The organism is Methylomagnum ishizawai (assembly GCF_019670005.1).
Classification (GTDB): Bacteria; Pseudomonadota; Gammaproteobacteria; order Methylococcales; family Methylococcaceae; genus Methylomagnum; species Methylomagnum ishizawai.
Window position 1 is genome coordinate 1,023,835 of sequence record NZ_AP019783.1, and the last position, 23,644, is coordinate 1,047,478.

The following is a 23,644-nucleotide window of genomic DNA, read 5'->3' on the forward strand; positions in this document are numbered from 1 at the left end:
TCCGTGCAGAAGCAAAGAATCCGCATCCGGTTGAAAGCATTCGACCACCGCTTGATTGATCAGTCAGCCAATGAAATCGTGGAAACCGCCAAGCGGACCGGTGCCCAAGTTTTGGGTCCGATTCCGTTGCCGACCAAGATAGAGCGTTATACGGTTCTGATCTCACCGCATGTCAATAAGGACGCGCGCGATCAATACGAGCTTCGGACCCACAAGCGTCTTATGGACATCATCGAACCCACCGATAAAACGGTGGACGCGCTAATGAAGCTAGATTTGGCTGCTGGCGTCGATGTCCAGATTAAGTTGAATTAAAAAAGCGTATTCCAGGAGTCATCAATGACGCTAGGGTTGATTGGACGGAAATGTGGCATGACCCGCATCTATACCGAAGATGGGGCTGCGGTTCCTGTTTCGGTGGTGCATGTGGAGCCCAATCGTGTAGTCCAGGTCAAAAACGAAGACACGGATGGATATCGTGCGATACAAATAACCACCGGTAGTAAGAAGCGCTCGCGCCTTTCCAAACCCATGGCGGGCCATTATGCCAAAGCCAGTGTGGAAGCGGGCCGGGGTTTGTGGGAGTTCAGATTGGATGGCGATGCCGAGCCTTATAGCGTAGGCCAGGAGTTCGGCGTCGATCTTTTCCAAGAAGGCCAGTTCGTCGATGTGCGCGGTGTCAGTATTGGTAAAGGGTTCGCCGGCGTGGTGAAACGCCATAATTTCAGGACCCAGGATGCCACCCACGGCAACTCGCTTTCGCACCGTGCGCCGGGTTCCATCGGTCAAAACCAAACCCCAGGCCGTGTTTTCAAAGGCAAGAAAATGGCCGGCCACATGGGACATGAAAATGTGACGGTTCAGAGTCTTAAGATTTGCGCGATTAATCCCGAAAAATCTTTGCTGTTGATAAAAGGCGCAATTCCTGGCCCGAAAGGCGGAGATGTGGTTATCAAGCCCGCCGTGAAAAAATAAGGGGATCTTTTAAATGACTCTTCAGATTCCATCGGCAAGCAATTCTGAATCCGCTTTGGCGGTTTCGGATGCCGTTTTTGGCGTTCAATATAACGAAGCCTTGGTCCATCAGCTTGTGGTCGCTTATATGGCGGGCGGGCGTTCGGGCACCAAAGGCCAGAAAACCCGTTCCGATGTCAGCGGTGGCGGTGCTAAACCATGGCGGCAAAAAGGCAGTGGTCGTGCTAGGGCGGGTACAAGCCGGAGCCCTTTGTGGCGCACGGGCGGTGTGACTTTCGCTGCTAGAAACCGTGATTTTTCGCAGAAACTGAATAAGAAAATGTATCGTGCGGCGATGCGCTCGATATTCTCTGAATTACTGCGGCAAGGGCGGTTGGTGGTGGCTACCGATATTAGCCCATCCGAACCAAAGACCAAGTCCTTGTTGGATAAGTTGAAAGGTCTAGGCTTTGATAAAGGATTATTAATCGCCGATAGCATCGATAATAACTTGTATTTGGCAGCTAGGAATATCCCTCATATCGGTATCTGCGATGTGAATTCGCTTAGTCCGGTAGCTTTGGTTCACAGCGAAAAAGTTGTTATCACTGCCGAAGCGGCTAAAAAAATCGAGGCTGGATTATCATGAAGCAGACAGATTTGATGAGCATTCTGGATGCGCCGATCATTTCGGAAAAAACCACCTTGGCGGGTGAAAAAAATCGACAAGTGGTATTTCGGGTGAAGAAGACCGCGACGAAAAATCAGGTCAAGCGTGCGGTGGAGTTCCTATTCAAAGTCCAAGTCGAATCGGTAAATGTATTAAACGTGCAAGGGAAAGTGAAACGCTTTGGGCGTTTTCTCGGTACCCGTTCAGACTGGAAGAAAGCTTATGTGAAACTTAAGCCGGGGTCCGAGATAGATTTTTCGGCGGCATGAGAAGCTAGCTTTAAGCAGTTAGTATAATTAGCATTGAGATAGGATTTTCAAATGGCGCTTGTAAAATCTAAGCCGACATCGGCGGGGTCGCGATTCGTAGTCCGGGTGAAAACCGATGGATTATATAAGGGGCGTCCCCATGCTCCGTTGTTGGAAAAAAAGACTAGAAGCTCGGGAAGAAATAATCAAGGGCATGTGACCACCCGTCATAAAGGGGGTGGGCATAAACAGTTTTACCGGTTGATCGACTTTAAACGGGATAAACTCGACATTCCGGGCAAAGTGGAAAGAATTGAATATGACCCTAATCGGACCGCCCATATCGCTTTGGTTGTCTACAGCGATGGCGAGCGTAGGTATATGATTGCGCCTAAAGGCTTGCTTGTTGGACAAGAAATCATATCGTCCGAGTTTGCACCTATCAAGGTAGGTAATTCGCTGCCTGTGCGGAATATGCCGGTAGGTTCCGTAATTCATTGCGTCGAACTTAAGCCCGGCAAAGGAGCTCAGATCGCACGCGCCGGAGGGGCTTCCGTGCAATTAGTCGCTAAGGATGGTGCTTATGCGACGATCAGGTTGCGCTCTGGCGAGATGCGCAAAATCCTGATCGACTGCAAGGCCGTCATTGGTGAAGTCTCCAATAATGAGCATAACCTAGCTTCGCTGGGCAAGGCGGGCGCATCGCGTTGGCGTGGTATTCGTCCTACCGTTCGCGGTGTAGCGATGAACCCAGTGGATCATCCCCATGGTGGTGGCGAAGGCCGTACTTCTGGGGGGAGGCATCCGGTATCGCCGTGGGGCGTACCTACTAAAGGTTATAAGACGCGCAACAACAAACGAACCGACAAAATGATTGTTCGGGGTCGGAAATAAAAAATTGTAGAGGTAAGAATCGTGCCACGCTCGATTAAAAAAGGACCCTTTGTCGATCACCACCTGCTTAAAAAAGTATTGGAGATTGGTCAAGGAGGCTCCAAGAAGCCAGTAAAAACCTGGTCTCGGCGGTCGATGATTATACCAGAAATGATCGGAATTACATTGGCGGTACATAACGGTCGCCAGCATGTGCCTGTACTCGTTACCGATAATATGGTTGGTCATAAGCTGGGAGAGTTCGCCCCAACGCGGACTTATAAAGGCCATCAAGCCGATAAAAAGTCCAAGTAATTAAGGGAAGGAGTTATGGGTACTATTGCTAAGTTAAGCCATGCTAGGGTATCAGCCCAAAAATGCCGGTTGGTAGCCGATCAGGTTAGGGGTTTGAAAGTAGATAAAGCCATTAACTTGCTGGCGTTTAGCCCTAAAAAATCCGCAAAGATAGTCAAGAAAATCTTGGAGTCCGCTATCGCCAATGCGGAGCATAATGATGGTGCCGACATTGATGAACTGCGGATTAGCTCGATTGAGGTTAGTGAAGGCCCAAGTTTAAAAAGGATGTCGCCACGCGCGAAAGGGCGGGCTAACCGAATTACGAAGCGCACTTGTCATATCACGATTCAAGTTTCCGAGCATTGATTAGGGGTTAAATATGGGACAGAAAGTTCATCCCACGGGCATCAGGCTCGGCTATATTAAAGATTGGACTTCACGTTGGTATGCCAACAGTAAAGATTATGCGAATTACTTGCATAAGGATATTAAAGTTAGGGAGTTTTTGAAAAAACGCTTGGGGCATGCGTCGGTAAGCAGAATCCAAATCAATCGTCCGGCCAATAATGCCCATATCACAATCCATACCGCGCGTCCTGGATTAGTCATTGGGAAGAAAGGTGAAGATATCGATATCTTAAGGAAAGAGATATCCGCGATGATGGGTATTCCGGTTCAGGTCAGCGTCGAAGAAATAAGAAAGCCCGAATTGGATGCACAACTGGTCGCCGAAGGTGTGGCCCAGCAATTAGAAAAGCGCATAATGTTTAGGCGGGCTATGAAAAGAGCCGTTACTAATACTTTGCGCTTGGGGGCTGAAGGAATAAAGATCAATGTAAGCGGGCGTTTGAATGGGGCGGAGATCGCCCGGAGCGAATGGTATCGGGAAGGCAGAGTCCCACTCCATACTTTCCGGGCCGATATTGATTATGGTTTCGCCGAAGCTAAGACCACTTATGGTGTGATAGGTGTGAAGGTTTGGATTTTCAAAGGCGAAGTCTTTTCCCATCCTTCCAACGAAGGGAAATTAGCTCTCGTTTCGGAATCTTAATAAGATAAGAGTTCAGTAAGCATGTTGCAACCAAAAAGAACGAAGTTCCGCAAACAGCATAAAGGACGTAATTGCGGTCTAGCCCAAAAAGGCAATCGAGTGAGTTTTGGCGAGTTTGGCTTAAAGTCGATTGAGCGGGGCCGTCTGACCGCCAGACAAGTTGAAGCGGCCCGCCGAGCAATCACCAGGCACGTCAAGCGTGGCGGAAAAATATGGATTCGAATATTTCCCGATAAACCGATTTCTAAAAAACCTTTGGAAGTCCGCATGGGGAGTGGTAAAGGCAGCGTTGAATACTGGGTAGCCGAGGTTAAGCCAGGGACCATGTTGTACGAATTGCAAGGGGTGAATGAGGAACTGGCTAGGGAAGCCTTTAGCCTAGCGGCTGCTAAATTGCCTGTCAAAACCGTGTTTTCTGTCAGGACGGTAATGTGATGAAAGCGAACGAATTAAAAGAGAAATCAATTGCTGATCTTAACGGTTTACTACTTGACCTTCGTAAAGAGCAGTTCAATCTTAAAATGCAAAAAGCAACCGGTCAGATTAGCAAGCCTGATCGCATTAAACTCGTAAGACGTGATATCGCTAGAATCTATACCATGTTAGGACAAAGAGAAGGTGCGTAATGAATAGCGAGCAAAAAACGTCGAGTACGCTGCTTGGCACAGTAGTTAGTGTGAAAATGGATAAAACCATTTGTGTGCAAATTGAAAGACTAGTTCCTCATCCAACTTATAAAAAATATATTCGGAAGTCTAGCACCCTTTTGGCGCATGACGAAAAAAACGAATCTCGTGAAGGTGATAAGGTTCTCGTTGTGTCATGCCGTCCTATTTCAAAAAGAAAGGTATGGAAGCTCGTCAAGATTGAAGGACGTGATAGCTGAGTGAACAAAAAAGAAGTTTTTTAAATTCAGCAATTTTGATTTAAGGTGGTTTAAATGATCCAAATGCAAAGCTGCCTTGATGTGGCAGATAACAGTGGTGCTCGCAAAGTAATGTGCATCAAGGTTTTAGGGGGGTCGCATCGCAGATATGCCAATGTCGGTGATATTATAAAAGTCAGTGTTAAAGAAGCGATACCTAGGGGTCGCGTGAAAAAAGGCGAAGTATATAATGCCGTAGTGGTTAGAACCCGCAAAGGCGTTCGTCGTGGTGACGGATCAGTGATCCGATTTGATGGTAATGCTGCTGTTATACTGAACAACCAGCATCAACCGATAGGTACCCGGATTTTTGGTCCGGTTACACGAGAGTTGCGCTCAGAAAAGTTTATGAAGATTATTTCTTTGGCACCGGAAGTAATCTAGCACGGGGATGGTAAAATGCAAAAAATTCGTAAAGGCGATCAAGTTGTAGTTTTAACTGGAAAAGATAAAGGAAAACGTGGAAATGTACTTTCTCTTCCGGTTGATGGCTATGCATTGGTTGAAGGGGTAAATATGGTGCGTAAGCATCAGAAACCCGCACCAATGAAGGGGATTAATGGTGGGATTGTTGAAAAAACCATGCCTATACACATCTCAAACATAGCTTTATATAATCCCAGCACTCATAAGGCAGATAAAATTGGTTTTCGGTTATTGGCTGATGGTAGAAAAGTTAGATACTTTAAATCTACCAATGAAACCGTAGATGTTTGATACAAGGAAATAAGGTTATGGCTAGATTGAGTGAAATATATAAAAAGCAGATTGTTGCTGAGTTAGGTAAGCAGTTTAATTACCAGTCTATTATGCAGGTTCCTAAACTCGAAAAGATAACTTTGAATATGGGGGTGGGGGAGGCGGTAGCTGATAAAAAAGTACTTCAAAGTGCTATTGATGATCTGCAAAAAATTTCCGGCCAAAAGCCGGTTATAACTTTGGCAAGAAAATCGATTGCGGGCTTTAAAATCAGGGAGGGGATGCCCATTGGATGTAAAGTTACTTTGCGTCGTGAAAAAATGTATGAATTTCTGGATCGACTGATCACTGTTGCGATTCCAAGAATTAGAGATTTTAGAGGATTAAGCTCGAAATCTTTCGATGGGCGCGGCAATTATAGTATGGGTGTACGTGAACAGATCATTTTTCCAGAAATTGATTACGATAAGGTAGATACGGTTAGAGGATTAGATATAACTATTACAACTAGCGCTTCTTCTGATCAAGAGGCTCGTGCATTGCTTGAGCATTTTAAGTTTCCATTCCGTACATAAGGTGATCTAAAGTGGCAAAAAAGTCTATGATTGCACGCGAAAGTAAGCGTTTACAGTTGATTGAAAAATATAAAAATAAGCGGGAAGAGTTAAAGCTTATAATTAGCAGTCTTACTGCAAGCGAAGATGAAAAGAATCAGGCTGAACTAAAGCTTCAGAAGCTACCTCGTGATTCTTCATCTTCGAGAGTGCGTAACCGTTGTAATTTGACTGGTCGTCCTCATGGATATTATAGAAAGTTCGGTTTGGCAAGGAACAAACTGCGTGAGGCTGTTATGAGAGGGGATGTGCCAGGAGTTACAAAAGCGAGTTGGTAGCATATCTTAAACATAGTTTATATATAAGTTGCTAAGTATAAAATAGGGCATATAATAATGGGCATGACTGATCCGTTGTCAGATATGATTACGAGGATTCGTAACGGCCAAGCAGCGAGCAAGGCGGAAGTTAAGATGCATTCATCTAATCTCAAAGTCGCGCTCTGTGGTGTTTTGGAAAATGAAGGATATATAGAATCTTTTAATGTTGAAGAAAGCTTAGGGAAAAGCGAACTAACAATAAGGCTCAAATATTACAAGGGGCTGCCTGTCATTGAGAATATTCAAAGGGTTAGTAAGCCTGGATGTAGGGTATATAAAACAAAATCGCACTTGCCAAATGTTTTGGGAGGATTGGGTGTAGCTGTGATTTCAACATCTAAGGGCTTGATGACTGGTACCGATGCTAAAAAACAGGGCCATGGCGGCGAAGTGATCTGTATAGTGTCATAACTTATCTAGGGATTTGTAAATGTCCAGAATAGCAAAAAATCCTATCCCCATCCCGAAAGGGGTAGAAGCCGTATTGGAAAATAACCAAATTACTGTGAAGGGCGGTAAGGGTGTTTTATCTATGGAACTCAGCCCTATCGTAACGGTAGCAATATCGGATGGGCAGATTACTATATCTTACGACCGGATAAATAAGGCTCAAAATGTTTTAGCCGGGACAACCCGAGCTAATATAGCTAACATGGTGTCTGGAGTTAGCTCTGGATATGAGCGGAAGCTTAGCATGGTGGGCGTTGGATACAGGGCGCAAGCAAAAGGTGATATTGTTAGTTTAAGTTTAGGATACTCTCATCCGGTTGAGTTCCCTGTCCCAAACGATATAACGGTAGAAACCCCTACGCAAACTGAAATTGTAATCAAAGGTTGCGATAAGCAAAAGGTAGGGCAAGTCGCCGCAAACATCCGATCTTATAGACCACCAGAGCCTTATAAAGGTAAGGGAGTTAGATACTCGGATGAGCAGATTATAAAGAAAGAGGCTAAAAAGAAGTAGGCTTGGTTATGGATAAAAAAGCAGCAAGGTTAAAACGTGCGAACAAGTCCCGACAAATTATTAGAAATTTAGGGGTTAATAGATTATCAGTTCATCGCACTCCCCGGCATATATATGCTCAAATAACGAGCGCGGATGGTTCAGTGGTTTTGGCGAGTTCATCGACTCTTGAATCTTCTTTAAAATCAGATATTAGGAATACTGGGAACATTGAAGCGGCTAAGCTCATTGGGAAAAGTATTGCAGAGCGTGCGCTTTCTACGGGTATAACGATTGTAGCATTTGATCGTTCTGGGTTTAAATATCATGGTCGAGTTAAGGCCTTGGCTGATGCCGCTCGTGAAGCGGGATTAGTCTTTTAGGAGCGGTTATGGCAAATATCAACATTCAAAGCAACGCAATTGAAGGGCTTCAGGAAAAGCTGGTAGCTGTCCGGCGTGTTGCTAAAGTTGTAAAAGGTGGTCGTCAGTTCGGCTTTACTGCGCTTACAGTGGTCGGTGATGGCAACGGACGCGTTGGATATGGCCTGTGCAAGGCTAGGGAAGTCCCTGTGGCGATACAGAAATCCATGGAACAGGCGCGTAAGAATATGCGCAAGGTTAGCTTGGATGGTGATACTTTGCATTATGCAACCACTGCGTGTACTGGTGCGGCTAAAGTTTTTATGCAACCAGCATCACAAGGTACCGGTATCATCGCGGGAGGTGCGATGAGAGCGGTGTTTGAGGTGGTAGGGATTCATAACGTGCTTGCTAAATGTATTGGTACTAATAACCCTATAAATGTTGTGCGTGCCACAATTAAAGGGCTGACGGATATTAAAGATCCTAAAGCAATTGCCGCGAAAAGGGGTAAGAGCGTGGAAAGGATATATGCTGAGGGCAAGCCGAATGAACGATAAAATCCTTGTGGTAAAACAGATTAGAAGCGACATTGGTAGGCTTCAATCTCATAAAGCTTGCTTGAAAGGACTTGGAATTCGTAGAATGCATCAAGTCGTCCGCGTCTTGGCTACATCGGCCAATTTAGGTATGATAAATAAGATCGCTTATATGCTGAAAGTAGAGGAAGTTTGATGCGCTTAAATAATCTTAAACCAGCAGAAGGAAGTAAAAAGCACTCACGACGTCTTGGCAGAGGCATTGGATGCACTCTTGGGAAAACGTGCGGCAAAGGACATAAAGGACAAAAAGCAAGGGCAGGCGGGTTCCACAAAGTGGGTTTTGAAGGTGGACAGATGCCCTTGCAACGCCGCCTGCCTAAGATTGGGTTCAATACGCATAAAAAAGCGTTGCGCGCAGAGGTTACGATAGCGGAATTAGCTAAATTTGCTGGGCAAACGATAACTATTGCGGCGCTTAAACAAGCTAACTTGGTTCCTTTCCAAGTTAAAGTGATAAGTATTATAGATTCTGGAAATATTGACGCCCAGATTACGGTGGCTAGTGAAGTCCGTGTGACTAAGGGCGCTAAAGTAAAAATTGAAGCAGCTGGTGGAAAAGTTGAGGTTTAAGTGAGTAATATCAGCTCCTCCTTATCTAATCGCTTCGGGAGGCTTACCGAACTGAGGCAAAGGCTTTTGTTTGTGTTGGGTGCTCTTATCGTATATCGTGTGGGCTCTCATATCCCGATACCCGGTATAGATCCAAGAGCCTTGGCTGCGATGTTTGCTAATCAAGGAAGTTCCATCCTTGATATGGTGAATATGTTCTCTGGGGGAGCTTTAAAAAGGCTAAGTATTTTTGCTCTCGGAATTATGCCTTATATTTCTGCATCAATTATTGTGCAGTTAATGACGGGTGTAGTGCCAAAGTTGGAGCAAATTAAAAAAGAAGGGGAATCTGGGAGAAAAAAGTTAAATCAATATACCCGTTATGGAACTGTGTTTTTAGCCACGTTTCAGTCTATAGGAATAGCCTTTGCTTTGCAAAACCAATCCGCAGCTGGATTCCCGGTAGTGATCCATCCGGGTGCCCAGTTCGTGTTTGTTACCGCTACTTCTTTAGTATGCGGTACTATTTTTTTAATGTGGTTAGGTGAGCAAGTTACTGAGAGAGGAATAGGAAACGGCATATCCATAATTATCTTTTCTGGTATTGTTGCGGGATTGCCTACGGCAATAGGAGGTACATTAGAGTTAGCTAGGACAGGTGAGCTTAGCCCTTTTAGTATCATCGTATTGTTTTCTATCGCGCTAGCGGTAACAACGCTAGTAGTGTTCGTAGAGCGAGGTCAGCGTCGGATTACTATCAATTATGCCAAAAGGCAGGATGGTCGTAGGATGTATGCTGCTCACAAAAGCTTCCTGCCTCTTAAGCTTAATATGTCAGGTGTTATTCCTCCGATATTCGCTTCCAGTATAATATTATTTCCTGCGACTTTGGCAGGATGGTTTGGAAATAACGAAAGCTTGGTTTGGCTTCAGGATATAGCGGCTACTCTTTCTCCTGGTCAACCGCTATATGTGTTTTTCTACGCAACGGCTATAGTTTTTTTCTGCTTTTTCTATGCGGCTCTGGTTTTCAATTCGAACGAGACGGCTGAGAATCTAAAAAAGTCTGGTGCATTTATACCTGGGGTCAGGCCTGGACAGCATACCGCGAACTATATAGATAGTGTTATGACCAGATTGACTTTGGTTGGCGCAATGTATATTACTTCGGTATGTTTATTGCCTGAATTTTTGATATTGTATTGGAATGTGCCTTTTTATTTTGGAGGAACCTCGTTACTGATTATTGTTGTTGTGGTTATGGATTTTATGTCCCAAATTCAAACCTATATAATATCTCATCAGTACGAAGGGCTTTTGAAAAAAACAAATATGGCAAAAGCTGACTAAAGCTGACTAGAGCGTTCAAATGGATTTACGTGGTATCATTATTTTTAAATGAGGAATAAGTATGAAGGTTCGTGCGTCTGTAAAAAGAATTTGCCGGAACTGCAAGGTACTGAAGCGAAAAGGCATTGTGCGTATAATTTGCAAAGATGCCAGGCACAAACAAAGGCAAGGTTAATTTCGTTTTAGTTTTTGGAGGTTATATAGATGGCTCGTATAGCTGGAGTAAATATTCCAGATCATAAGCATTTGGGCATCTCTCTTACTGCAATTTATGGTATAGGGAAAACAAGAGCATCGCTTATTTGTGAAAGTTTAGGATTGGATCCTTCGATTAAAGTAAAAACTTTAGAAGAAGCAGATATAGAACGCATTCGTGAGCAAGTTGCTAAGTTCACTGTTGAAGGTGATTTGCGCCGCGAAACGGCTATGAGTATCAAAAGATTGATGGATTTAGGCTGCTACCGTGGATTGCGTCATAGGAGGGGGTTGCCAGTAAATGGACAAAGAACTCGTACCAATGCTCGCACAAGAAAAGGCCCGCGTCGTCCAATTCGCAAGTAAAATTTAGTTCATAAGAGGTTCGGATATGGCAGCTTCTAGCCGTCCAGTAAAAAAAATAAAGCGCGATATATCTGATGGAATAGTTCATATCAGCGCTTCCTTTAATAATACAATTATTACTATTACTGATCGAAAAGGTAACACGTTGGCGTGGGCAACGGCAGGTGCTTCTGGATTTCGGGGTTCGCGTAAAAGCACACCATTTGCTGCTCAAGTCGCAGCAGAGAAAGTTGGTAATATAGTTAAAGAATTTGGTGTAAAAAATTTAGATGTCAAGATTAAAGGTCCTGGCCCAGGTCGGGAGTCAGCAGTTAGATCTTTGAATAATCTCGGCTTTAAAATTGTTAACATACTTGACGATACGCCAATTCCACATAATGGATGTCGTCCACCTAAGCGTCGCCGAGTTTAATGTTAAAGATTTAAGGGTTTTTTGGTTATGGCTAGATATTTAGGTCCAAAGTGCAAGTTAAGCAGAAGAGAAGGCACCGATTTGTTTCTCAAAGCGAGAGGCAAATCGATAGATTCAAAATGTAAAATAGATCAGCAACCGGGGCAGCACGGCCAAAAGCGGACCCGGATGTCTGATTATGCGACTCAGCTCCGTGAGAAGCAGAAGTTAAGAAGAATCTACGGTGTTTTAGAGCGACAGTTCCGTAATTATTATAAGGCAGCGGCTCAAAAGAAAGGTTCAACCGGCCAGAATCTTTTGAACATGTTGGAATCCCGTCTGGATAATGTTGTATATAGGATGGGGTTCGCTGCTACAAGGTCCGAGGCCCGTCAATTAGTCAGTCACAAAGCCATCAAGGTAAATGGTAGTGTTCTTAACATACCATCTTATCAAGTTCAGGCTGGGGATATAGTTAGCGTACGAGAGAAATCTCAATCGCAGCTTAGAATAAAGGATGCTTTGGGCGTTGCTGAGCAATATGGGTTTCCTGTTTGGTTGGAAGTGGACGCCAAAAAAATGCAAGGGTTGTTTAAATCAGTGCCCGAGCGTAATGACTTAGGGTCTGATATTAACGAGCAATTGGTAGTAGAGTTGTACTCTAAATAAATTAGCGGAATTCAATGCAAAGCCATTTTGCTAACTTGATTAAGCCTCGTTTAGTCGACGTAAATCAGATAGATAAAAACAGTGCTAGGATAGTCATCGAGCCTTTAGAGCGCGGATTCGGGCATACCCTTGGAAACGCTTTAAGGCGGGTACTGTTGTCTTCTATACCTGGTTGCGCGGTGACTGAAGTCTCTATTGATGGTGTAGAGCATGAATATACGACCATTGATGGGGTACGCGAAGATATCATTGATATTTTGCTAAATTTGAAGAATTTAGCTATCCGTATACATGAGGGTAACGAAGCTACGCTTAAAATCAATAAGAGCGGTGCTGGTCCGGTTACTGCTGCGGATATTCAATTAACCCATGATGCTGAAGTGGTGAATCCAGATATGGTAATCGCCAACCTAACGCATTCTGGAAAGTTGAGTGCGACTTTAAAAGTTGAAAAAGGAAGAGGCTACCAGCCAGTTAGTGTAAGAAATCTTACCCAAACTGATGCCGTAGTCGGTGTGCTATACGTCGATGCATCGTTTAGTCCGATTAAGCGGGTTTCCTATTTGGTGGAAAGCGCTCGGGTTGAACAACGTACCGACTTGGATAAGCTGATTCTTGAGATTGAAACGAATGGCACCCTTGATCCAGAAGAAGCCGTTCGTCAAGCAGCTTCTATATTGAACGAACATCTGTCTGTATTTATCTTTTTTAAGGGAGAGGATACGCCGGGTTCTTCAGACGAAAGGCCTCAGTTCGATCCAATGTTATTAAGGCCTGTTGATGATCTTGAGCTAACTGTTCGTTCGGCCAATTGTTTAAAAGCCGAAAATATCTTTTATATTGGGGATTTGATACAAAGAACCGAGGTTGATTTGTTGAAAACCCCTAATCTTGGAAAAAAATCTCTTACAGAGATTAAAGATGTATTAGCTACCAAAGGTCTCTCCTTAGGGATGCGGCTTGAGAATTGGCCCCCAGAAAGCCTTAAAAGAGAGCAGCAAGAAGGATAAAGGTATAACAATATGCGTCACGGTAACGTTGGTAAAAAATTTAATATTAAAAGCGGTCATCGGGTCGCTTTATTTAGGAATTTGACGGCTTCTTTGATACATCATGAAGTAATTAGCACTACCTTGCCTAAAGCAAAAGAGTTGCGCAGGTACGCTGAGCCGTTGATTACCCTATCCAAGACGAATACCCTAGCGGCACGCCGTATAGCTTTTTCCCGCCTTAGGGATAGGGAGGCAGTAGTGAAGCTGTTTGACGAACTAGGACCACGTTTTAAGGATAGGGCTGGTGGGTATTTAAGGATTTTAAAATGTGGCCTTAGAAGAGGAGATTCCGCTCCAATGGCTTATGTCGAGCTATTGGATAGGCCGGATATGTAATAGTCCTGTTTTCTTGCCTGTTTTGATGGTGGAAGGACGTTGTAAGTAAAGCTTGTGTAAAGCTTTTCCAGTATGCAAACCGTCCTTACCACCATTGTCCGCCTTGTCATCTCACATCAATGCTGAAATCTCCTTCAGATTAAGGCATACCCAACCGATTATCTCTTTCTATTCCGGCATAGTCAGTCTACTATGCTCGATCGTCTAAGCATGACTCAGAATGAGCCTTTTCTATTCTGGTTTCATGTCCGCGCCATTGCTCCGCGTTTTTAAGTTTTCAACCGTATCGGATCGGATGGTGCGCCCCATCAATGTTGAGGCTCTTTGTGCTGGATACTTGATGGACTAAGGTACAGCGGTTCCAGTGTTGGTTTGCGAGGGACATCCCTTGCCATGCTTTCGATATGGTCGCGGAAACTTTGCCATAGTCCTTGCCCTTCCCATGCCGATTGCCCGCGACCATAAAGGCATTGATCTAATAATTTGATCTCCTTGGCTAAACGGCTTCCGTAGTGTTGTGGTTCCGAGCGAGGACGATGGTTATTGACCCAATCCGAGAGCGCTTTGCGCGCCGCTACCGCGTCGTTGGTTTTGCAGGCATGTTCTATCGCTAATACAAGCTTATGGGTTGGAATCCCACCATCCGAATTGACCGGTATGGACGGCTTACGGTTGGAACGCTTGCTCAACCACCAAGCTAGGCCCGTGCTTATCCAGCCAAAACCAAACAGAAACACCAGCCAGAACCATGGCCCGCTTGTTTGGGAAACCGTGGCGGGTAGGGCAGCGTTTGGGGGTTCAGTGGTCCTGGATGGCTTGGACGCTTCCCCTGTTGGGGCGGGTGTTTCCGGGATTTGCCGCGTTGCCGCGGCTTGTACCGTCAAGGTTCGTTCCGGTATCCGGGCGGTTTCCATCCGGTTCTCCAGGGTATTCCACCAGGGGATTTCCAGGGCCGGGATGGTATAGGTGCCGGGTTTGGAAGCCATCATCGCGGTTTTTTCTTGGCGTATACCGATCAGGCCGGAAATGGATTTCTCCTCGTTCTGGATGGGCTGGTCGGGATACTGTTTGATCGCGTCCGGCAAAGCGGTGGCGGTGGCGCTGATCTCGGGTAGGAGCCCGACCGTCGCGCCTTGCGCTTTGAGTGTGAGGGTACGGGTCAAGGGGTCTCCCGCCATGGTTTTGGGGGGATTTTTGGCCCACGAATCTTCCAGCTCCAAATGCCCGGCGGGCAGCCAATGCCTGCCTTTGAACTCCGCGGGTACGGGGCGGACTTCGAGGGTGAGCGCTTCCGAAGCGATGCGCTGGGTCCGGGTCTGTGGATTGAGGAAGGCATTGAACATGGAGCGGCTCCCGCCCGCCACCTGCATTTCCAGCCGCATGGGTTCGATCCGCAAGGGGCCGCTTTTTTGCGGGAACAGGGCATAGCGGATTTCCGTCATTTTGTATTGGACGCCGTTGCGGGTGACGATGCTGCTGGGGCTTTGCCCGTCGCCCAGGCGCTCGACCAAGGTGTCCGCCGCTTCGGGGGTGCTGAGACGGGCGTCGCCGAAGGCGATCCGGCTCAATACCCGCACGCTATAGATGACCTGGGCTTGCACGTAGGGGTTTTTCGGTTCGGCCTCGACTTCCATGAAGACTTCCCCGTCGCCGCTGTTCCGGCGTTTGGCCGGGCCGGGCGCGACGGTGACCGAGAAGGGTTCGGAGCGGTCCTTGCCGAAGGCGATGGGCGGGATCGTCAAATTGCCCGCGTGTTTCGCCATCACGCTGACCTGCCATTCGATGCGGTGGCTGGCGTGGCCGTTGTTCAGGGAATATTGGTTGCTCTGCGATTGGCCCAGCACCTCGAAGTCTTGTTCCAGGGCGCTGAAATCGGGGTCGTCGTCGGGAGAGGCGTCGGCGGAAAAGATCAGGGTGAAGGACTCCCCCAGCGGGACCGGGTTGCGGTCCAGGCTGACCTCGATCCGGGCGGCCAGGCCAAGCCCCGCGTACAGGGCCAATAGCGGCCCTAGCCACAGCCAGTGCCGCAGGGTTGCGCGTTTGCCCGTAGCCATCGGATTCACCATGGTTCCCGCTCCAAATTCTGTTGTTGTTGGCGTTGCCGGTATTGGTAATAAAACTTGCGCTTGAGCAAGCCGCCGGGATCGTCCGGGATGCGCCGGAGCCATTGTTCCTCGGCTTGCTGGATTTCGCCCTTGGCCGGGGATTCGGCGGGCTGTGCCTTGGGGTCGGCGTCGCCGGGGCGTTCCTGCTGCTCCGGTGGGGCGGCTTGGGGTTCCTGGGGTCCGGGCTGGGCCGGTTCCGGTTTGTCGCCTTTGCTCGGCGCTTGATCCTTGCCGTCGGCTTGGGGCCGGTCTTCGGGTTTTTGGCCGGATTCTTCGGGCTTGCCATCCGCCTCCTGGCTTTGCTCCGGGTTTTGTTCCTTCCCCTTTTGGCCGGGTTGCTGGTCCTGATCTTTGGGGGATTCCCCGCCTTGCCCTGACGGGTCTTTTTCCTTTTGATCTTTTTTGTCCTGCTTGTCCTGCTTGTCCTGCTTGTCCTGCTTGTCCTGCTTGTCCTGCTTGTCTTGTTGCTGTTGCTTGCGTAGGGCTTCCTCGACCAACTGCTTGTTATAGGCGGCATCCTGGTTGTTGGGGTCGAGTTTCAAGGCTTGTTCGTAGGCTTGGATCGCGGCGGGGTATTGGCCTTGCTGGGCCAGGGCGTTGCCGCGGTTGTATTGGCTGTCGGCGGCGGGAAGTTTTTCCAACGCCTGGGCGGCTTGCGGGTATTGGCCGGCTTTGTATTCGGCGGCGGCTTTCCACTCGGGGTTTTGGAAATGCTGGGCGGCTTGGTCGTATTGGCCCGCCTGGAGTTCCTTTTGCGCCCGTTGGTCGGGGGTGAGCCAAAGGTCTTGCCATTCCAGGGCTTGCGCGGAATCCGGGACCGGCGCGAGGACCAAGAGCAGCCAGATTCCCAGCCAGCCGCGCCGGAATGCCAGCGCCGCCAACGGCAACAGGACCGGCAATAGGAACACCCCGTCTTCGCGCCATTGGTCGATATGGACCTGCTCGCCGGTGGGGTCGCCGGATTGGGCGCGGTGGTCGAAAAAGCCGAGCAAGGCGTCGAGGTCGGCGGAGTCGGGCCGCAGGGCGCGGGACAGTCCGCCCCCGGCTTCCGCCAAACCGGCCAGGGCGGCGGCGTCGAGCCTCGGCACTTGGATATTGCCCGCCGCGTCCTTGAGAAAGCCGCCTTCGGGCAGGGGAATGGGGGCGCCGTCCGGGGTGCCGGCGCCCAGCACCGAAACCCGGTAGCCTTCGGCGCGCAGCGCGGACGCGGTTTGCCCGGCTTCCGCCGCGCCTTCGCCGCTGGTGATGAGCAGCACGTCGCCGGATTTGAGTCCGGCTTGTTTCAGCAGGCGTTCCGCCGTGCGCAGCCCCGAATCGATGCGCTCGCCCTGGCCGGGCATGAGTCCGGGACTCAAGGCGGAGAGCTGGGCGGCGATGGTGGCCGCATCGTCGGTGAGCGGGGTGACGGCGAAGGCATCCCCGGCGTAGACCACCAGGGCGGTTTGGCCGTCCTTGCGGGCGCGGAGGATATCTTCGATCTTGAAGCGGGCGCGTTCCAAACGGCTGGGCTTGAGGTCGGCCGCGTTCATGGCCGGGGTGAGGTCCAGCACCAACACCAGGGCGGAGAGGTTGCGGAACACCGGCGCGGGCAGGCGTTCCCACACGGGACCGGCCAGGGCCAGCACGGCCAGGAACCCCGTCAGGGCGGTCAGCCACAGCCGGTGCCGGCTGTGGCGGGCGGGCGTTCCGATCAGGATATGGGGCAACAGGGCGGGGTCGCAGTAGGACCGCCAGTCCTCGCCACCCCGTTGCCGCCGCCTCAGCGTCCAGAGCAAAGCGGCCAGGACGGGCAGCGCGAGCAGCCACCCAGGTCTCAGGAAATGGAAATCGGTCATCGCGGGAACGGGCTTGGAGTCATGGCCCGCTATCTTGGCGTGTGGGCGCGGGGTGTTCAAGCCCTGAAAGATCGGGGCGGGCGTCCTGCCCGCTGGATGGGGTTCAGGAGGGGCGGATTTCCTTGCGGGGCCGCAGGGCGACGACCGCTCGGCCGACGGGGGTCAGCATCTCGGGCCAGACCCAGGTTTTGGTGCCCTTGGGGAGGGTGCCGGTATCCATTTCGCATGCGGAAAGCAATTCCACATCGAAAAAAGCCGCCCCGTACTTGACGCCGCTATCGATGATTTTGGCAAAGCAATGGCAGCCGTTGAACGTGGCATTCACGATATCGCCTGGTTTCATGGGGGATCTCCTCTGGCAATGGCGGGGTCCGCGCTGCCGGTGGGCACGCCGACAAGGTTTAGACGGGGCGGCGGCGGCGATATTCCCCGTCCAGCCCGCTTCATCCAGGGGATGCTCCGTTGCCCGGTCCGGGCGGTTCCAGCCAATCCAGGAACACCGTGTAGGCCACGGCCAGCAAGGTGGTCCCGAGGAAAATCCCGACGAAGCCCCAGGCCAACAAGCCGCCGATCACGCCCACCAGGATCAACAGGAAGGGCAGGGGGCTGGTTTTGCCGATCAGGTAGGGCTTGATGAAGTTGTCGATGACATTGATGAAGATGCCCCAGACCACGGTGAACGCGGCCCAGCCCTCGCTGCCTTGGTGGGCCAGCCAGATCGCCGTCGGAATCCAGACGATGCCGGTGCCGATTTGCAGGGTGGCGGCGAGGAAGCACAGCAGCCCCAGGACGCCCGCGCCCGGCACCCCGGCCAGGGCGAACCCCAGCCCGGACAGCACGGCCTGGAGCAAGGCCGTCCCGATCACGCCCAGCGACACCCCGCGCACCGTCAGCCCGGCCACGCGCAAAGCCTGGATGCCGCTGGGTCCGCCGATGCGCAGGGCGACCCGTTCCGCCGTCGCGCTGGCGGTTTCGCCATTGGCGTAGAGCAGCCCGGCCAGGATCACCGCCAGGACGATATGCAGCGCGGCCAGGGCCAGGCCCGCGCCTTGTTGCAACAACCAACCCGCGCCGGAAGTCAGGATCGGCCTCACCTTCTCGGGCGAGAGGAACGAATTCAGCTTGCCCGTCCGTAGGGTTTCGTCCAGTTTGGTGCCGACCAGGGGTAATTGGGCCACCCAGTCCGGCGGTTGGTCGGGGCTGAGCGCGGACAATTGGGCGGCGGCCTTGCTCAGGTAGGGCAGGTAGTGGGTGACGGAATCGAAGGCGTCGAAGGCGGGCACCACGAACAACAGCAGCATCCCCAAGGTCAGCACCACCGCCGCGAGGCCGCGGCGGCCACCCAGCCCTTCTGCGGCCTTGAGGTAATAGGGCCAGGTCGAAACCGCCAGGATCACGGCCCAGATGAAGGGTACCAGGAAGGGCAGGACGATCTCGACGCAGGCGTAGCCCAGGGCGCCGATGAGCAGCAGGATCAAGGCGCGTTCGATCAGGATGCCATGGCCGGGGGTGGGGGCGGGTGTGGTCATGAAACGAGCCTCTGGGTTTTGGGCCGATATGAGGTTGCTTTGGTTTGGTTTGGTAGGGTGTGCCGAACACAGCGAAGCGCACCGCCCGAAACCGATGCGCTTCCCGTTCCAGCCGACCTGGCTACGGAAACACCGAAGCCTCCTGTGGCTTCGGCAATTTCTCCGCCTCCGCCACCACCCAGCCGCCGCCCATCGCCCGGTAGAGCTGGATCGAAGCGGTGAAGGTCGAACTCTGCGCCGACAGCAGGTCGATCTGGGCCTCGTACAACTGCCGCAAGGAGTCGAGGACGGTGATGTAGTCCACCAAGCCCTCGTCATAGCGCAGCTTCGAGAGCCGGTAATAATCGCCCACCGCCGTGACCCGCGCCCCTTGCTTGTCGCGTTGTTCCTGGGTCTTTTGGGAAGCGACCAGGGCGTCCTCGAACTCCCGGAAGGCCGTGAGGATCGATTGCTGGTAGTTCGCCAGCGCCGCCCGCTGCGCGGCTTCGGCGGCCTGCACCTGGCCCGCGATCTTGCCGGCGGTGAAGATCGGACCCAGGACGCTGGTCCCCACGCTCCAGAAATTCGCGCCCGGTGTGAACATGGTCGCGGCCTGGGTGCTGAGTTGGCCCACATCGCTGGTGATGGAGATTTTCGGGAAATACAAACCCCGCGCCACGCCGATCTGGGCATTGGCGGAAATCAAGCGCTGTTCCGCCTGCTGGATATCGGGACGGCGCACCAGCACATCGGCGGGCAATCCCGCCGGGACCGCCGGCAGCTTGAGGTCGTCCAGGCTCTTGCCGCGGCGGATCGCGCCGGGGTTTTGGCCCAGCAGCAGCTTGAGGGCGTGTTCGGCCTGGGCGATGGATTCCTCGGCGGCGGGAATCAGGGCCAGCCTACGCTGGTATTCCGATTCCACCTGCCGCACCTCCAATTCCGAACCATAGCCCTCCTTGAAGCGGGCCTGTTCGATCTGCAATTGCTCTTCCAGGGTCTTCACCACGAAGCGGGTGATTTCCAGGTTCTTGTCCAGGGTGCGGAGTTGGATATAGGTCTGGGCGACCTGGCTGGCGAGCGTCAGCAGCACTCCCCGTTTCACGCCTTCCTGGGCCAGCATCTCGGCGAATGCCGACTCGTTGGCGCGGCGGAGCGCCCCCCAGACATCGATTTCCCAACTCAGTTGCCCGCCCAAACGGGCGTAATCGACATCCTTGCCGCTCAGCTCGATACCTTTCGGCAGGCTCAGGCTCTGGGTGCTGTTCTTGCGCCGGAGATAATCGCCGAAGCCCGAAATCTGCGGGAACAGGTTGGAGCGGGTCGCGCCGTATTGCCCCATGAATTGATCCACGGTGGCGACGGCAGCCTTGAGGTCGAGGTTGCCGCGCAGGGCTTGGTCGACCAGGCGGTTCAATTCCGGGTCGCCCAGTTGTTCCCACCATTTGAGGTTGGTGGTGTCGCGGGCCTCTTTGTCGGCGAAGCGCCATTGCTTGGGCGTGTCGATTTCGGGTTTGACATAGTCCGGGCCGACCTGCCAGCAACCGGCCAGGGCGGCGGCGACCGCGATCACGATGAGCTTACGCATGTTCTTCCCCCTCCTTCAGTGGCGGCGTGGTTGCTTGTTTTTTGTGGGACATCTTCTCCACCACGTAGAAGGTCACCGGAATCAGGAAGATCGCGATACAGGTCGCGGCGGTCATGCCGCCGATGACGGCGTAACCCATCACTTTGCGCGATAGGGCGCCGGCCCCGCTGGCGGTGGCGAGCGGCACGCAACCCAAGATGAACGACAAGGCCGTCATCAGGATGGGCCGGAGCCTTAGCCGGGCCGCTTCGATGGCGGCGTCGTAGGCCGATTTGCCTTCCTCCACGCCCATCTTGGCGAATTCCACGATGAGGATGGCGTTCTTGGCGGCGAGGCCGATCAGCATGATGAGGCCGATCTGGGCGTAGACGTTGATTTCGTACTGCCCGATCATCAGCCCCGCGAACGCCCCGAACACCGCGATGGGCGTTCCGAGCAACACGCTGAACGGCAGGCTCCAGCTTTCGTACAGGGCTGCGAGGATCAGGAACACGCAGAAGATCGCGAAGCCGAACACCACGGCGGGCGACACGCCTTCCTGGGCCTTCTTCACCTGATAGCTCATGCCGATGTAGTCGTAGCCCATTTCCGTGGGCATGGTTTCGGCGAACACTTCCTCCATGGCCTGCATCAACTGGCTGCCGGTATAGCCCGGCTTGGGGATCGCCATGATTTGGGCGCTGCGGTAGAGGTTGTAGCGCATGGTGAATTCCGGCCCGATCACCTCGCGCACGCTGGTTAGGGCGGCCAGGGGCACGGTGTCGCCGTCGGCGTTGCGGACGTAGAACTGGCCCAGGTGGTTGGCGGTGTCGCGGTATTCGCCCTCGGCCTGCACGTAGACCTGCCATTGCCGCCCGAAGCGGTTGAAGTAGTTGACGAAGCCCGAGCCCATATAGGCCTGCAGGGCTTGGTACACATCCGAAAGCTTCACGCCTTGCTTCAGCACCTTGTCGCGGTCCACGTCCACGTACCGCTGCGGCACGGCGGACAGGGCGGTGGTGAAGACCCCGGCGATTTCCGGGCGCTTGCGGGCGGCGGCCAGGAATTTCTCGGTGTTTTCCTCCAGGAAGGCCACATCGCGGCCGGCGCGGTCTTCCAACACCATGGTCAGGCCGCCCGAGGTGCCGACCCCAGGGATGGCGGGCGGCGGGAAGGCCAGCCCGACGGCTTCGGGCAGTTTCTGCAATTCCTTGCTGATGTGGTCGCGGATGGCGTGGTACTGCTCCTCCGGGGCTTTACGCTCTTCCCAAGGCTTGAGGGCGATGAAGAAGAAGGTGTTGTAGGTGGTGTTGGCCTGGCTCAACATGCTGTAGCCGATGACCGAGGAGTAATACTCGACGCCCGGCGTCTTGGCGAGGATGTCCTCGACCTTCTTGGTCACTTCGTCCGTGCGCTGGAGCGAGGCCACGTTGGGGAGCTGGATGGTGGCGAAGAAATAGCCTTGGTCCTCGTCCGGCAGGAAGCCGGGGTGCAGATGCTTGCCCAGGCTGCCGGTCAGGAACACGATGCCCACCAGGAACAACAGGCTGAGGGCGCTTTTGCGGATCAAGACCGAACAAAAGCCCACATAGCCGTTGTTGGCCTTGCCGAACGCCTTGTTGAAGCCGTCGTAGAACTTCTGGACCGGCCCGGTGCCGCGCTTCCTGGGCTTCAGGATCAAGGCCGCGAGCGCGGGGCTCAAGGAGAGCGAGTTGAAGGTGGAGATCATTACCGACACGCCCACGGTCACGGCGAACTGTTGGTACAACTGTCCCGTGATGCCGGGGATGAACACCGTCGGCATGAACACCGCGATCAAGGCCAGCGAAGTGCCGATGATGGGGCCGGTCACTTCCTGCATGGTGCGGAGCGTGGCTTCCTTGGGCGACAAGCCCTTTTCGATATGGTGCTCGACCGCTTCCACCACCACGATGGGGTCGTCCACCACCAAGCCAATCGCCAGCACCAAGCCGAACAGCGACAAGGTGTTGATCGAGAAGCCCAGCATCGGGAACAGCAGGAACGTACCGATCAAGGAGACCGGCACCGCCAGCAGTGGTATCAAGGTGGGTCGCCAGCCTTGCAGGAACAGGAACACCACCGCGATGACGAGGATCAGCGCCTCGAACAAGGTGTCGATGATTTCGTCGATGCCCGCCGTCACCGCCAAGGTGGTGTCCAGCGCGACGACATAGTCCAAATCCTCGGGGAAGCGGGTCTTGAGTTCCTCCATGGTTTTCTTGGCGCCCGCCGCCGCCTCGATGGCATTGGAGCCGGGCAATTGGTAGAGCGCGATCAAAGCCGCCGGTTTGCCGTTGAGCCGTCCCACGATGTCGTAGGACTGGGCACCGAGTTCGATGCGGCCCACGTCCTTGATGCGGACGATGGAACCGGAAGGGTCGGCCCGCAGCACGATGTTGCCGAATTGTTCCTCGGTCTCCAAACGGCCCTGGGCGCGGACGGCATAGGTGAATTCCTGGCCCTTGGGTACCGGTTCGCCGCCGATCTTGCCCGCCGGGTTCACCGTGTTCTGGGCCTGGATGGCGCTGATGATCTCGGGGATAGTGATGTTGAGCTTGGCCAATTGGTCCGGCTTCACCCACACCCGCATGGCGTATTGCCCCGCGCCGAACACCGTGACGCTGGCGATCCCCGCCACGCGGGTCATTTGGTCGTTGATGTTGATATAGGCGTAGTTCGCCAGGAAGATTTGGTCGAACGTGCCCTTGGGCGAATACAGGGCGAACATAATCAAGGGCGAGGCCGTGGACTTTTTCACGGTCACGCCGTAGTTGCGCACGTCGGAGGGCAGTTGCGACTCCGCCTGCGATTCGCGCATCTGGGCCAGGATTTGGTCGGTGTTGGGGTCGGTCTTCACATCGAAGTTGACCCGGATGGTGGTCTGGCCGTTGTTGGCGTTGATGGAGTACATGTAGTTCATGTTGTCCACCCCCGACATTTGCTGCTCGATGGGCGTGGCCACGGACTGCTCGACGGTCAGGGAATCCGCGCCGGTATAGGTGGTCTGGACCTGGACTTCGGGCGGGGCGATGTTGGGGAACTGGGCGATGGGCAATTGCGCCATGGAGACCAGCCCCACCATGACCATCAGGATGGCGATGACGATGGCGACGATGGGGCGGTTGATGAAGAATTTGGCCATGGT

The 23,644-nt window shown here is 52.3% G+C and carries 34 protein-coding genes; 28 read left to right on the forward strand and 6 right to left on the reverse strand.

From position 1 onward, the window contains the following. The first annotated feature begins 3 nt into the window (after nucleotides 1-3). The 28 genes from rpsJ (at nucleotide 4) to rplQ (ending at nucleotide 13,466) form a co-directional block, all read left to right on the forward strand. Nucleotides 4-315, forward strand: coding sequence for a 30S ribosomal protein S10 (rpsJ, locus tag K5658_RS04680; protein WP_085215637.1), 312 nt, complete (start codon nucleotides 4-6; stop codon nucleotides 313-315). Between the two features lie 24 nt (nucleotides 316-339). Next, nucleotides 340-975 carry a 50S ribosomal protein L3 gene (gene rplC, locus K5658_RS04685; protein ID WP_221065816.1) on the forward strand — a complete coding sequence of 212 codons (636 nt, stop codon included), beginning with the start codon at nucleotides 340-342 and terminating at the stop codon, nucleotides 973-975. Between the two features lie 13 nt (nucleotides 976-988). Then, on the forward strand, nucleotides 989-1,603 hold the full coding sequence (gene rplD, locus K5658_RS04690; RefSeq protein WP_221065817.1) for a 50S ribosomal protein L4: 615 nt from the start codon (nucleotides 989-991) through the stop codon (nucleotides 1,601-1,603). After that, on the forward strand, nucleotides 1,600-1,893 hold the full coding sequence (gene rplW / locus K5658_RS04695) for a 50S ribosomal protein L23 (RefSeq protein WP_221065818.1): 294 nt from the start codon (nucleotides 1,600-1,602) through the stop codon (nucleotides 1,891-1,893). Before rplD ends, rplW begins: the two co-directional genes overlap by 4 nt. A gap of 51 nt (nucleotides 1,894-1,944) precedes the next feature. After that, nucleotides 1,945-2,766, forward strand: a complete 822-nt coding sequence (gene rplB / locus K5658_RS04700; RefSeq protein ID WP_221065819.1) for a 50S ribosomal protein L2 — start codon at nucleotides 1,945-1,947, stop codon at nucleotides 2,764-2,766. A 21-nt stretch (nucleotides 2,767-2,787) separates the two neighbouring features. Then, nucleotides 2,788-3,060, forward strand: coding sequence for a 30S ribosomal protein S19 (rpsS, locus tag K5658_RS04705; RefSeq protein WP_085215632.1), 273 nt, complete (start codon nucleotides 2,788-2,790; stop codon nucleotides 3,058-3,060). 15 nt (nucleotides 3,061-3,075) lie between these two features. Continuing rightward, a complete protein-coding gene (rplV, locus tag K5658_RS04710; protein WP_221065820.1) occupies nucleotides 3,076-3,408 on the forward strand; it encodes a 50S ribosomal protein L22 in 333 nt (110 codons plus the stop codon). Between the two features lie 13 nt (nucleotides 3,409-3,421). Further along, a complete protein-coding gene (gene rpsC, locus K5658_RS04715) occupies nucleotides 3,422-4,093 on the forward strand; it encodes a 30S ribosomal protein S3 (protein ID WP_221065821.1) in 672 nt (223 codons plus the stop codon). Nucleotides 4,094-4,114: 21 nt separating this feature from the next. After that, nucleotides 4,115-4,528, forward strand: a complete 414-nt coding sequence (gene rplP, locus K5658_RS04720; protein ID WP_221065822.1) for a 50S ribosomal protein L16 — start codon at nucleotides 4,115-4,117, stop codon at nucleotides 4,526-4,528. Continuing rightward, complete coding sequence (gene rpmC / locus K5658_RS04725) at nucleotides 4,528-4,719, forward strand: 50S ribosomal protein L29 (protein WP_221065823.1); 192 nt, start codon at nucleotides 4,528-4,530, stop codon at nucleotides 4,717-4,719. The genes rplP and rpmC overlap by 1 nt, the downstream gene beginning before the upstream one ends. Beyond that, entirely contained in the window at nucleotides 4,719-4,979 is a 261-nt protein-coding gene (rpsQ, locus tag K5658_RS04730) for a 30S ribosomal protein S17 (RefSeq protein WP_221065824.1), read from the forward strand. Before rpmC ends, rpsQ begins: the two co-directional genes overlap by 1 nt. 54 nt (nucleotides 4,980-5,033) lie before the next feature. Beyond that, on the forward strand, nucleotides 5,034-5,402 hold the full coding sequence (gene rplN / locus K5658_RS04735; RefSeq protein WP_085215626.1) for a 50S ribosomal protein L14: 369 nt from the start codon (nucleotides 5,034-5,036) through the stop codon (nucleotides 5,400-5,402). Between the two features lie 15 nt (nucleotides 5,403-5,417). After that, complete coding sequence (gene rplX / locus K5658_RS04740) at nucleotides 5,418-5,735, forward strand: 50S ribosomal protein L24 (RefSeq protein ID WP_221065825.1); 318 nt, start codon at nucleotides 5,418-5,420, stop codon at nucleotides 5,733-5,735. Nucleotides 5,736-5,752: 17 nt separating this feature from the next. After that, the gene (gene rplE, locus K5658_RS04745) at nucleotides 5,753-6,292 is read left to right on the forward strand and encodes a 50S ribosomal protein L5 (RefSeq protein WP_221065826.1); all 540 of its coding nucleotides are present in this window, start codon (nucleotides 5,753-5,755) and stop codon (nucleotides 6,290-6,292) included. An 11-nt stretch (nucleotides 6,293-6,303) separates the two neighbouring features. Then, nucleotides 6,304-6,609, forward strand: coding sequence for a 30S ribosomal protein S14 (gene rpsN, locus K5658_RS04750; RefSeq protein ID WP_221065827.1), 306 nt, complete (start codon nucleotides 6,304-6,306; stop codon nucleotides 6,607-6,609). Nucleotides 6,610-6,666: 57 nt separating this feature from the next. Continuing rightward, nucleotides 6,667-7,062 carry a 30S ribosomal protein S8 gene (gene rpsH / locus K5658_RS04755; RefSeq protein ID WP_221065828.1) on the forward strand — a complete coding sequence of 132 codons (396 nt, stop codon included), beginning with the start codon at nucleotides 6,667-6,669 and terminating at the stop codon, nucleotides 7,060-7,062. 19 nt (nucleotides 7,063-7,081) lie between these two features. Continuing rightward, a complete protein-coding gene (rplF, locus tag K5658_RS04760) occupies nucleotides 7,082-7,615 on the forward strand; it encodes a 50S ribosomal protein L6 (RefSeq protein ID WP_221065829.1) in 534 nt (177 codons plus the stop codon). An 8-nt stretch (nucleotides 7,616-7,623) separates the two neighbouring features. Next, nucleotides 7,624-7,977 (forward strand): 50S ribosomal protein L18, encoded by a 354-nt coding sequence (gene rplR, locus K5658_RS04765; RefSeq protein ID WP_221065830.1) that lies wholly within the window; start codon nucleotides 7,624-7,626, stop codon nucleotides 7,975-7,977. 8 nt (nucleotides 7,978-7,985) lie between these two features. Next, nucleotides 7,986-8,516, forward strand: coding sequence for a 30S ribosomal protein S5 (rpsE, locus tag K5658_RS04770; RefSeq protein ID WP_221065831.1), 531 nt, complete (start codon nucleotides 7,986-7,988; stop codon nucleotides 8,514-8,516). Then, the gene (gene rpmD / locus K5658_RS04775) at nucleotides 8,506-8,691 is read left to right on the forward strand and encodes a 50S ribosomal protein L30 (protein ID WP_221065832.1); all 186 of its coding nucleotides are present in this window, start codon (nucleotides 8,506-8,508) and stop codon (nucleotides 8,689-8,691) included. Before rpsE ends, rpmD begins: the two co-directional genes overlap by 11 nt. Next, complete coding sequence (gene rplO, locus K5658_RS04780) at nucleotides 8,691-9,128, forward strand: 50S ribosomal protein L15 (RefSeq protein ID WP_221065833.1); 438 nt, start codon at nucleotides 8,691-8,693, stop codon at nucleotides 9,126-9,128. Before rpmD ends, rplO begins: the two co-directional genes overlap by 1 nt. Beyond that, nucleotides 9,129-10,457, forward strand: coding sequence for a preprotein translocase subunit SecY (gene secY, locus K5658_RS04785; protein ID WP_221065834.1), 1,329 nt, complete (start codon nucleotides 9,129-9,131; stop codon nucleotides 10,455-10,457). Between the two features lie 61 nt (nucleotides 10,458-10,518). After that, complete coding sequence (rpmJ, locus tag K5658_RS04790) at nucleotides 10,519-10,632, forward strand: 50S ribosomal protein L36 (RefSeq protein ID WP_085215615.1); 114 nt, start codon at nucleotides 10,519-10,521, stop codon at nucleotides 10,630-10,632. A gap of 29 nt (nucleotides 10,633-10,661) precedes the next feature. Then, nucleotides 10,662-11,018: a 30S ribosomal protein S13 gene (gene rpsM / locus K5658_RS04795; RefSeq protein ID WP_221065835.1), complete on the forward strand. Its 357-nt coding sequence runs from the start codon at nucleotides 10,662-10,664 to the stop codon at nucleotides 11,016-11,018. Between the two features lie 25 nt (nucleotides 11,019-11,043). Further along, nucleotides 11,044-11,430 carry a 30S ribosomal protein S11 gene (gene rpsK, locus K5658_RS04800; RefSeq protein WP_221065836.1) on the forward strand — a complete coding sequence of 129 codons (387 nt, stop codon included), beginning with the start codon at nucleotides 11,044-11,046 and terminating at the stop codon, nucleotides 11,428-11,430. A 27-nt stretch (nucleotides 11,431-11,457) separates the two neighbouring features. Then, nucleotides 11,458-12,078, forward strand: coding sequence for a 30S ribosomal protein S4 (rpsD, locus tag K5658_RS04805; protein WP_085215612.1), 621 nt, complete (start codon nucleotides 11,458-11,460; stop codon nucleotides 12,076-12,078). Between the two features lie 14 nt (nucleotides 12,079-12,092). Beyond that, nucleotides 12,093-13,088, forward strand: coding sequence for a DNA-directed RNA polymerase subunit alpha (locus K5658_RS04810; RefSeq protein ID WP_085215611.1), 996 nt, complete (start codon nucleotides 12,093-12,095; stop codon nucleotides 13,086-13,088). A gap of 12 nt (nucleotides 13,089-13,100) precedes the next feature. Then, entirely contained in the window at nucleotides 13,101-13,466 is a 366-nt protein-coding gene (gene rplQ, locus K5658_RS04815) for a 50S ribosomal protein L17 (protein ID WP_221065837.1), read from the forward strand. A gap of 308 nt (nucleotides 13,467-13,774) precedes the next feature. Here the strand turns inward: rplQ and K5658_RS04820 are convergent, their stop codons facing one another. The 6 genes from K5658_RS04820 to K5658_RS04845 all read right to left on the reverse strand — a co-directional run bounded on the left by K5658_RS04820 (nucleotide 13,775) and on the right by K5658_RS04845 (nucleotide 23,641). Further along, nucleotides 13,775-15,532: a BatD family protein gene (locus K5658_RS04820; RefSeq protein ID WP_221065838.1), complete on the reverse strand. Its 1,758-nt coding sequence runs from the start codon at nucleotides 15,530-15,532 to the stop codon at nucleotides 13,775-13,777. Then, a complete protein-coding gene (locus K5658_RS04825) occupies nucleotides 15,526-17,406 on the reverse strand; it encodes a VWA domain-containing protein (protein WP_221065839.1) in 1,881 nt (626 codons plus the stop codon). Before K5658_RS04825 ends, K5658_RS04820 begins: the two co-directional genes overlap by 7 nt. 103 nt (nucleotides 17,407-17,509) lie before the next feature. Beyond that, on the reverse strand, nucleotides 17,510-17,749 hold the full coding sequence (locus K5658_RS04830) for a hypothetical protein (protein WP_221065840.1): 240 nt from the start codon (nucleotides 17,747-17,749) through the stop codon (nucleotides 17,510-17,512). Nucleotides 17,750-17,849: 100 nt separating this feature from the next. Further along, nucleotides 17,850-18,935 (reverse strand): AI-2E family transporter, encoded by a 1,086-nt coding sequence (locus K5658_RS04835; protein ID WP_221065841.1) that lies wholly within the window; start codon nucleotides 18,933-18,935, stop codon nucleotides 17,850-17,852. A 121-nt stretch (nucleotides 18,936-19,056) separates the two neighbouring features. Beyond that, on the reverse strand, nucleotides 19,057-20,499 hold the full coding sequence (locus K5658_RS04840; RefSeq protein ID WP_221065842.1) for an efflux transporter outer membrane subunit: 1,443 nt from the start codon (nucleotides 20,497-20,499) through the stop codon (nucleotides 19,057-19,059). After that, on the reverse strand, nucleotides 20,492-23,641 hold the full coding sequence (locus K5658_RS04845; protein WP_221065843.1) for an efflux RND transporter permease subunit: 3,150 nt from the start codon (nucleotides 23,639-23,641) through the stop codon (nucleotides 20,492-20,494). Before K5658_RS04845 ends, K5658_RS04840 begins: the two co-directional genes overlap by 8 nt. Nucleotides 23,642-23,644 lie beyond the last annotated feature (3 nt).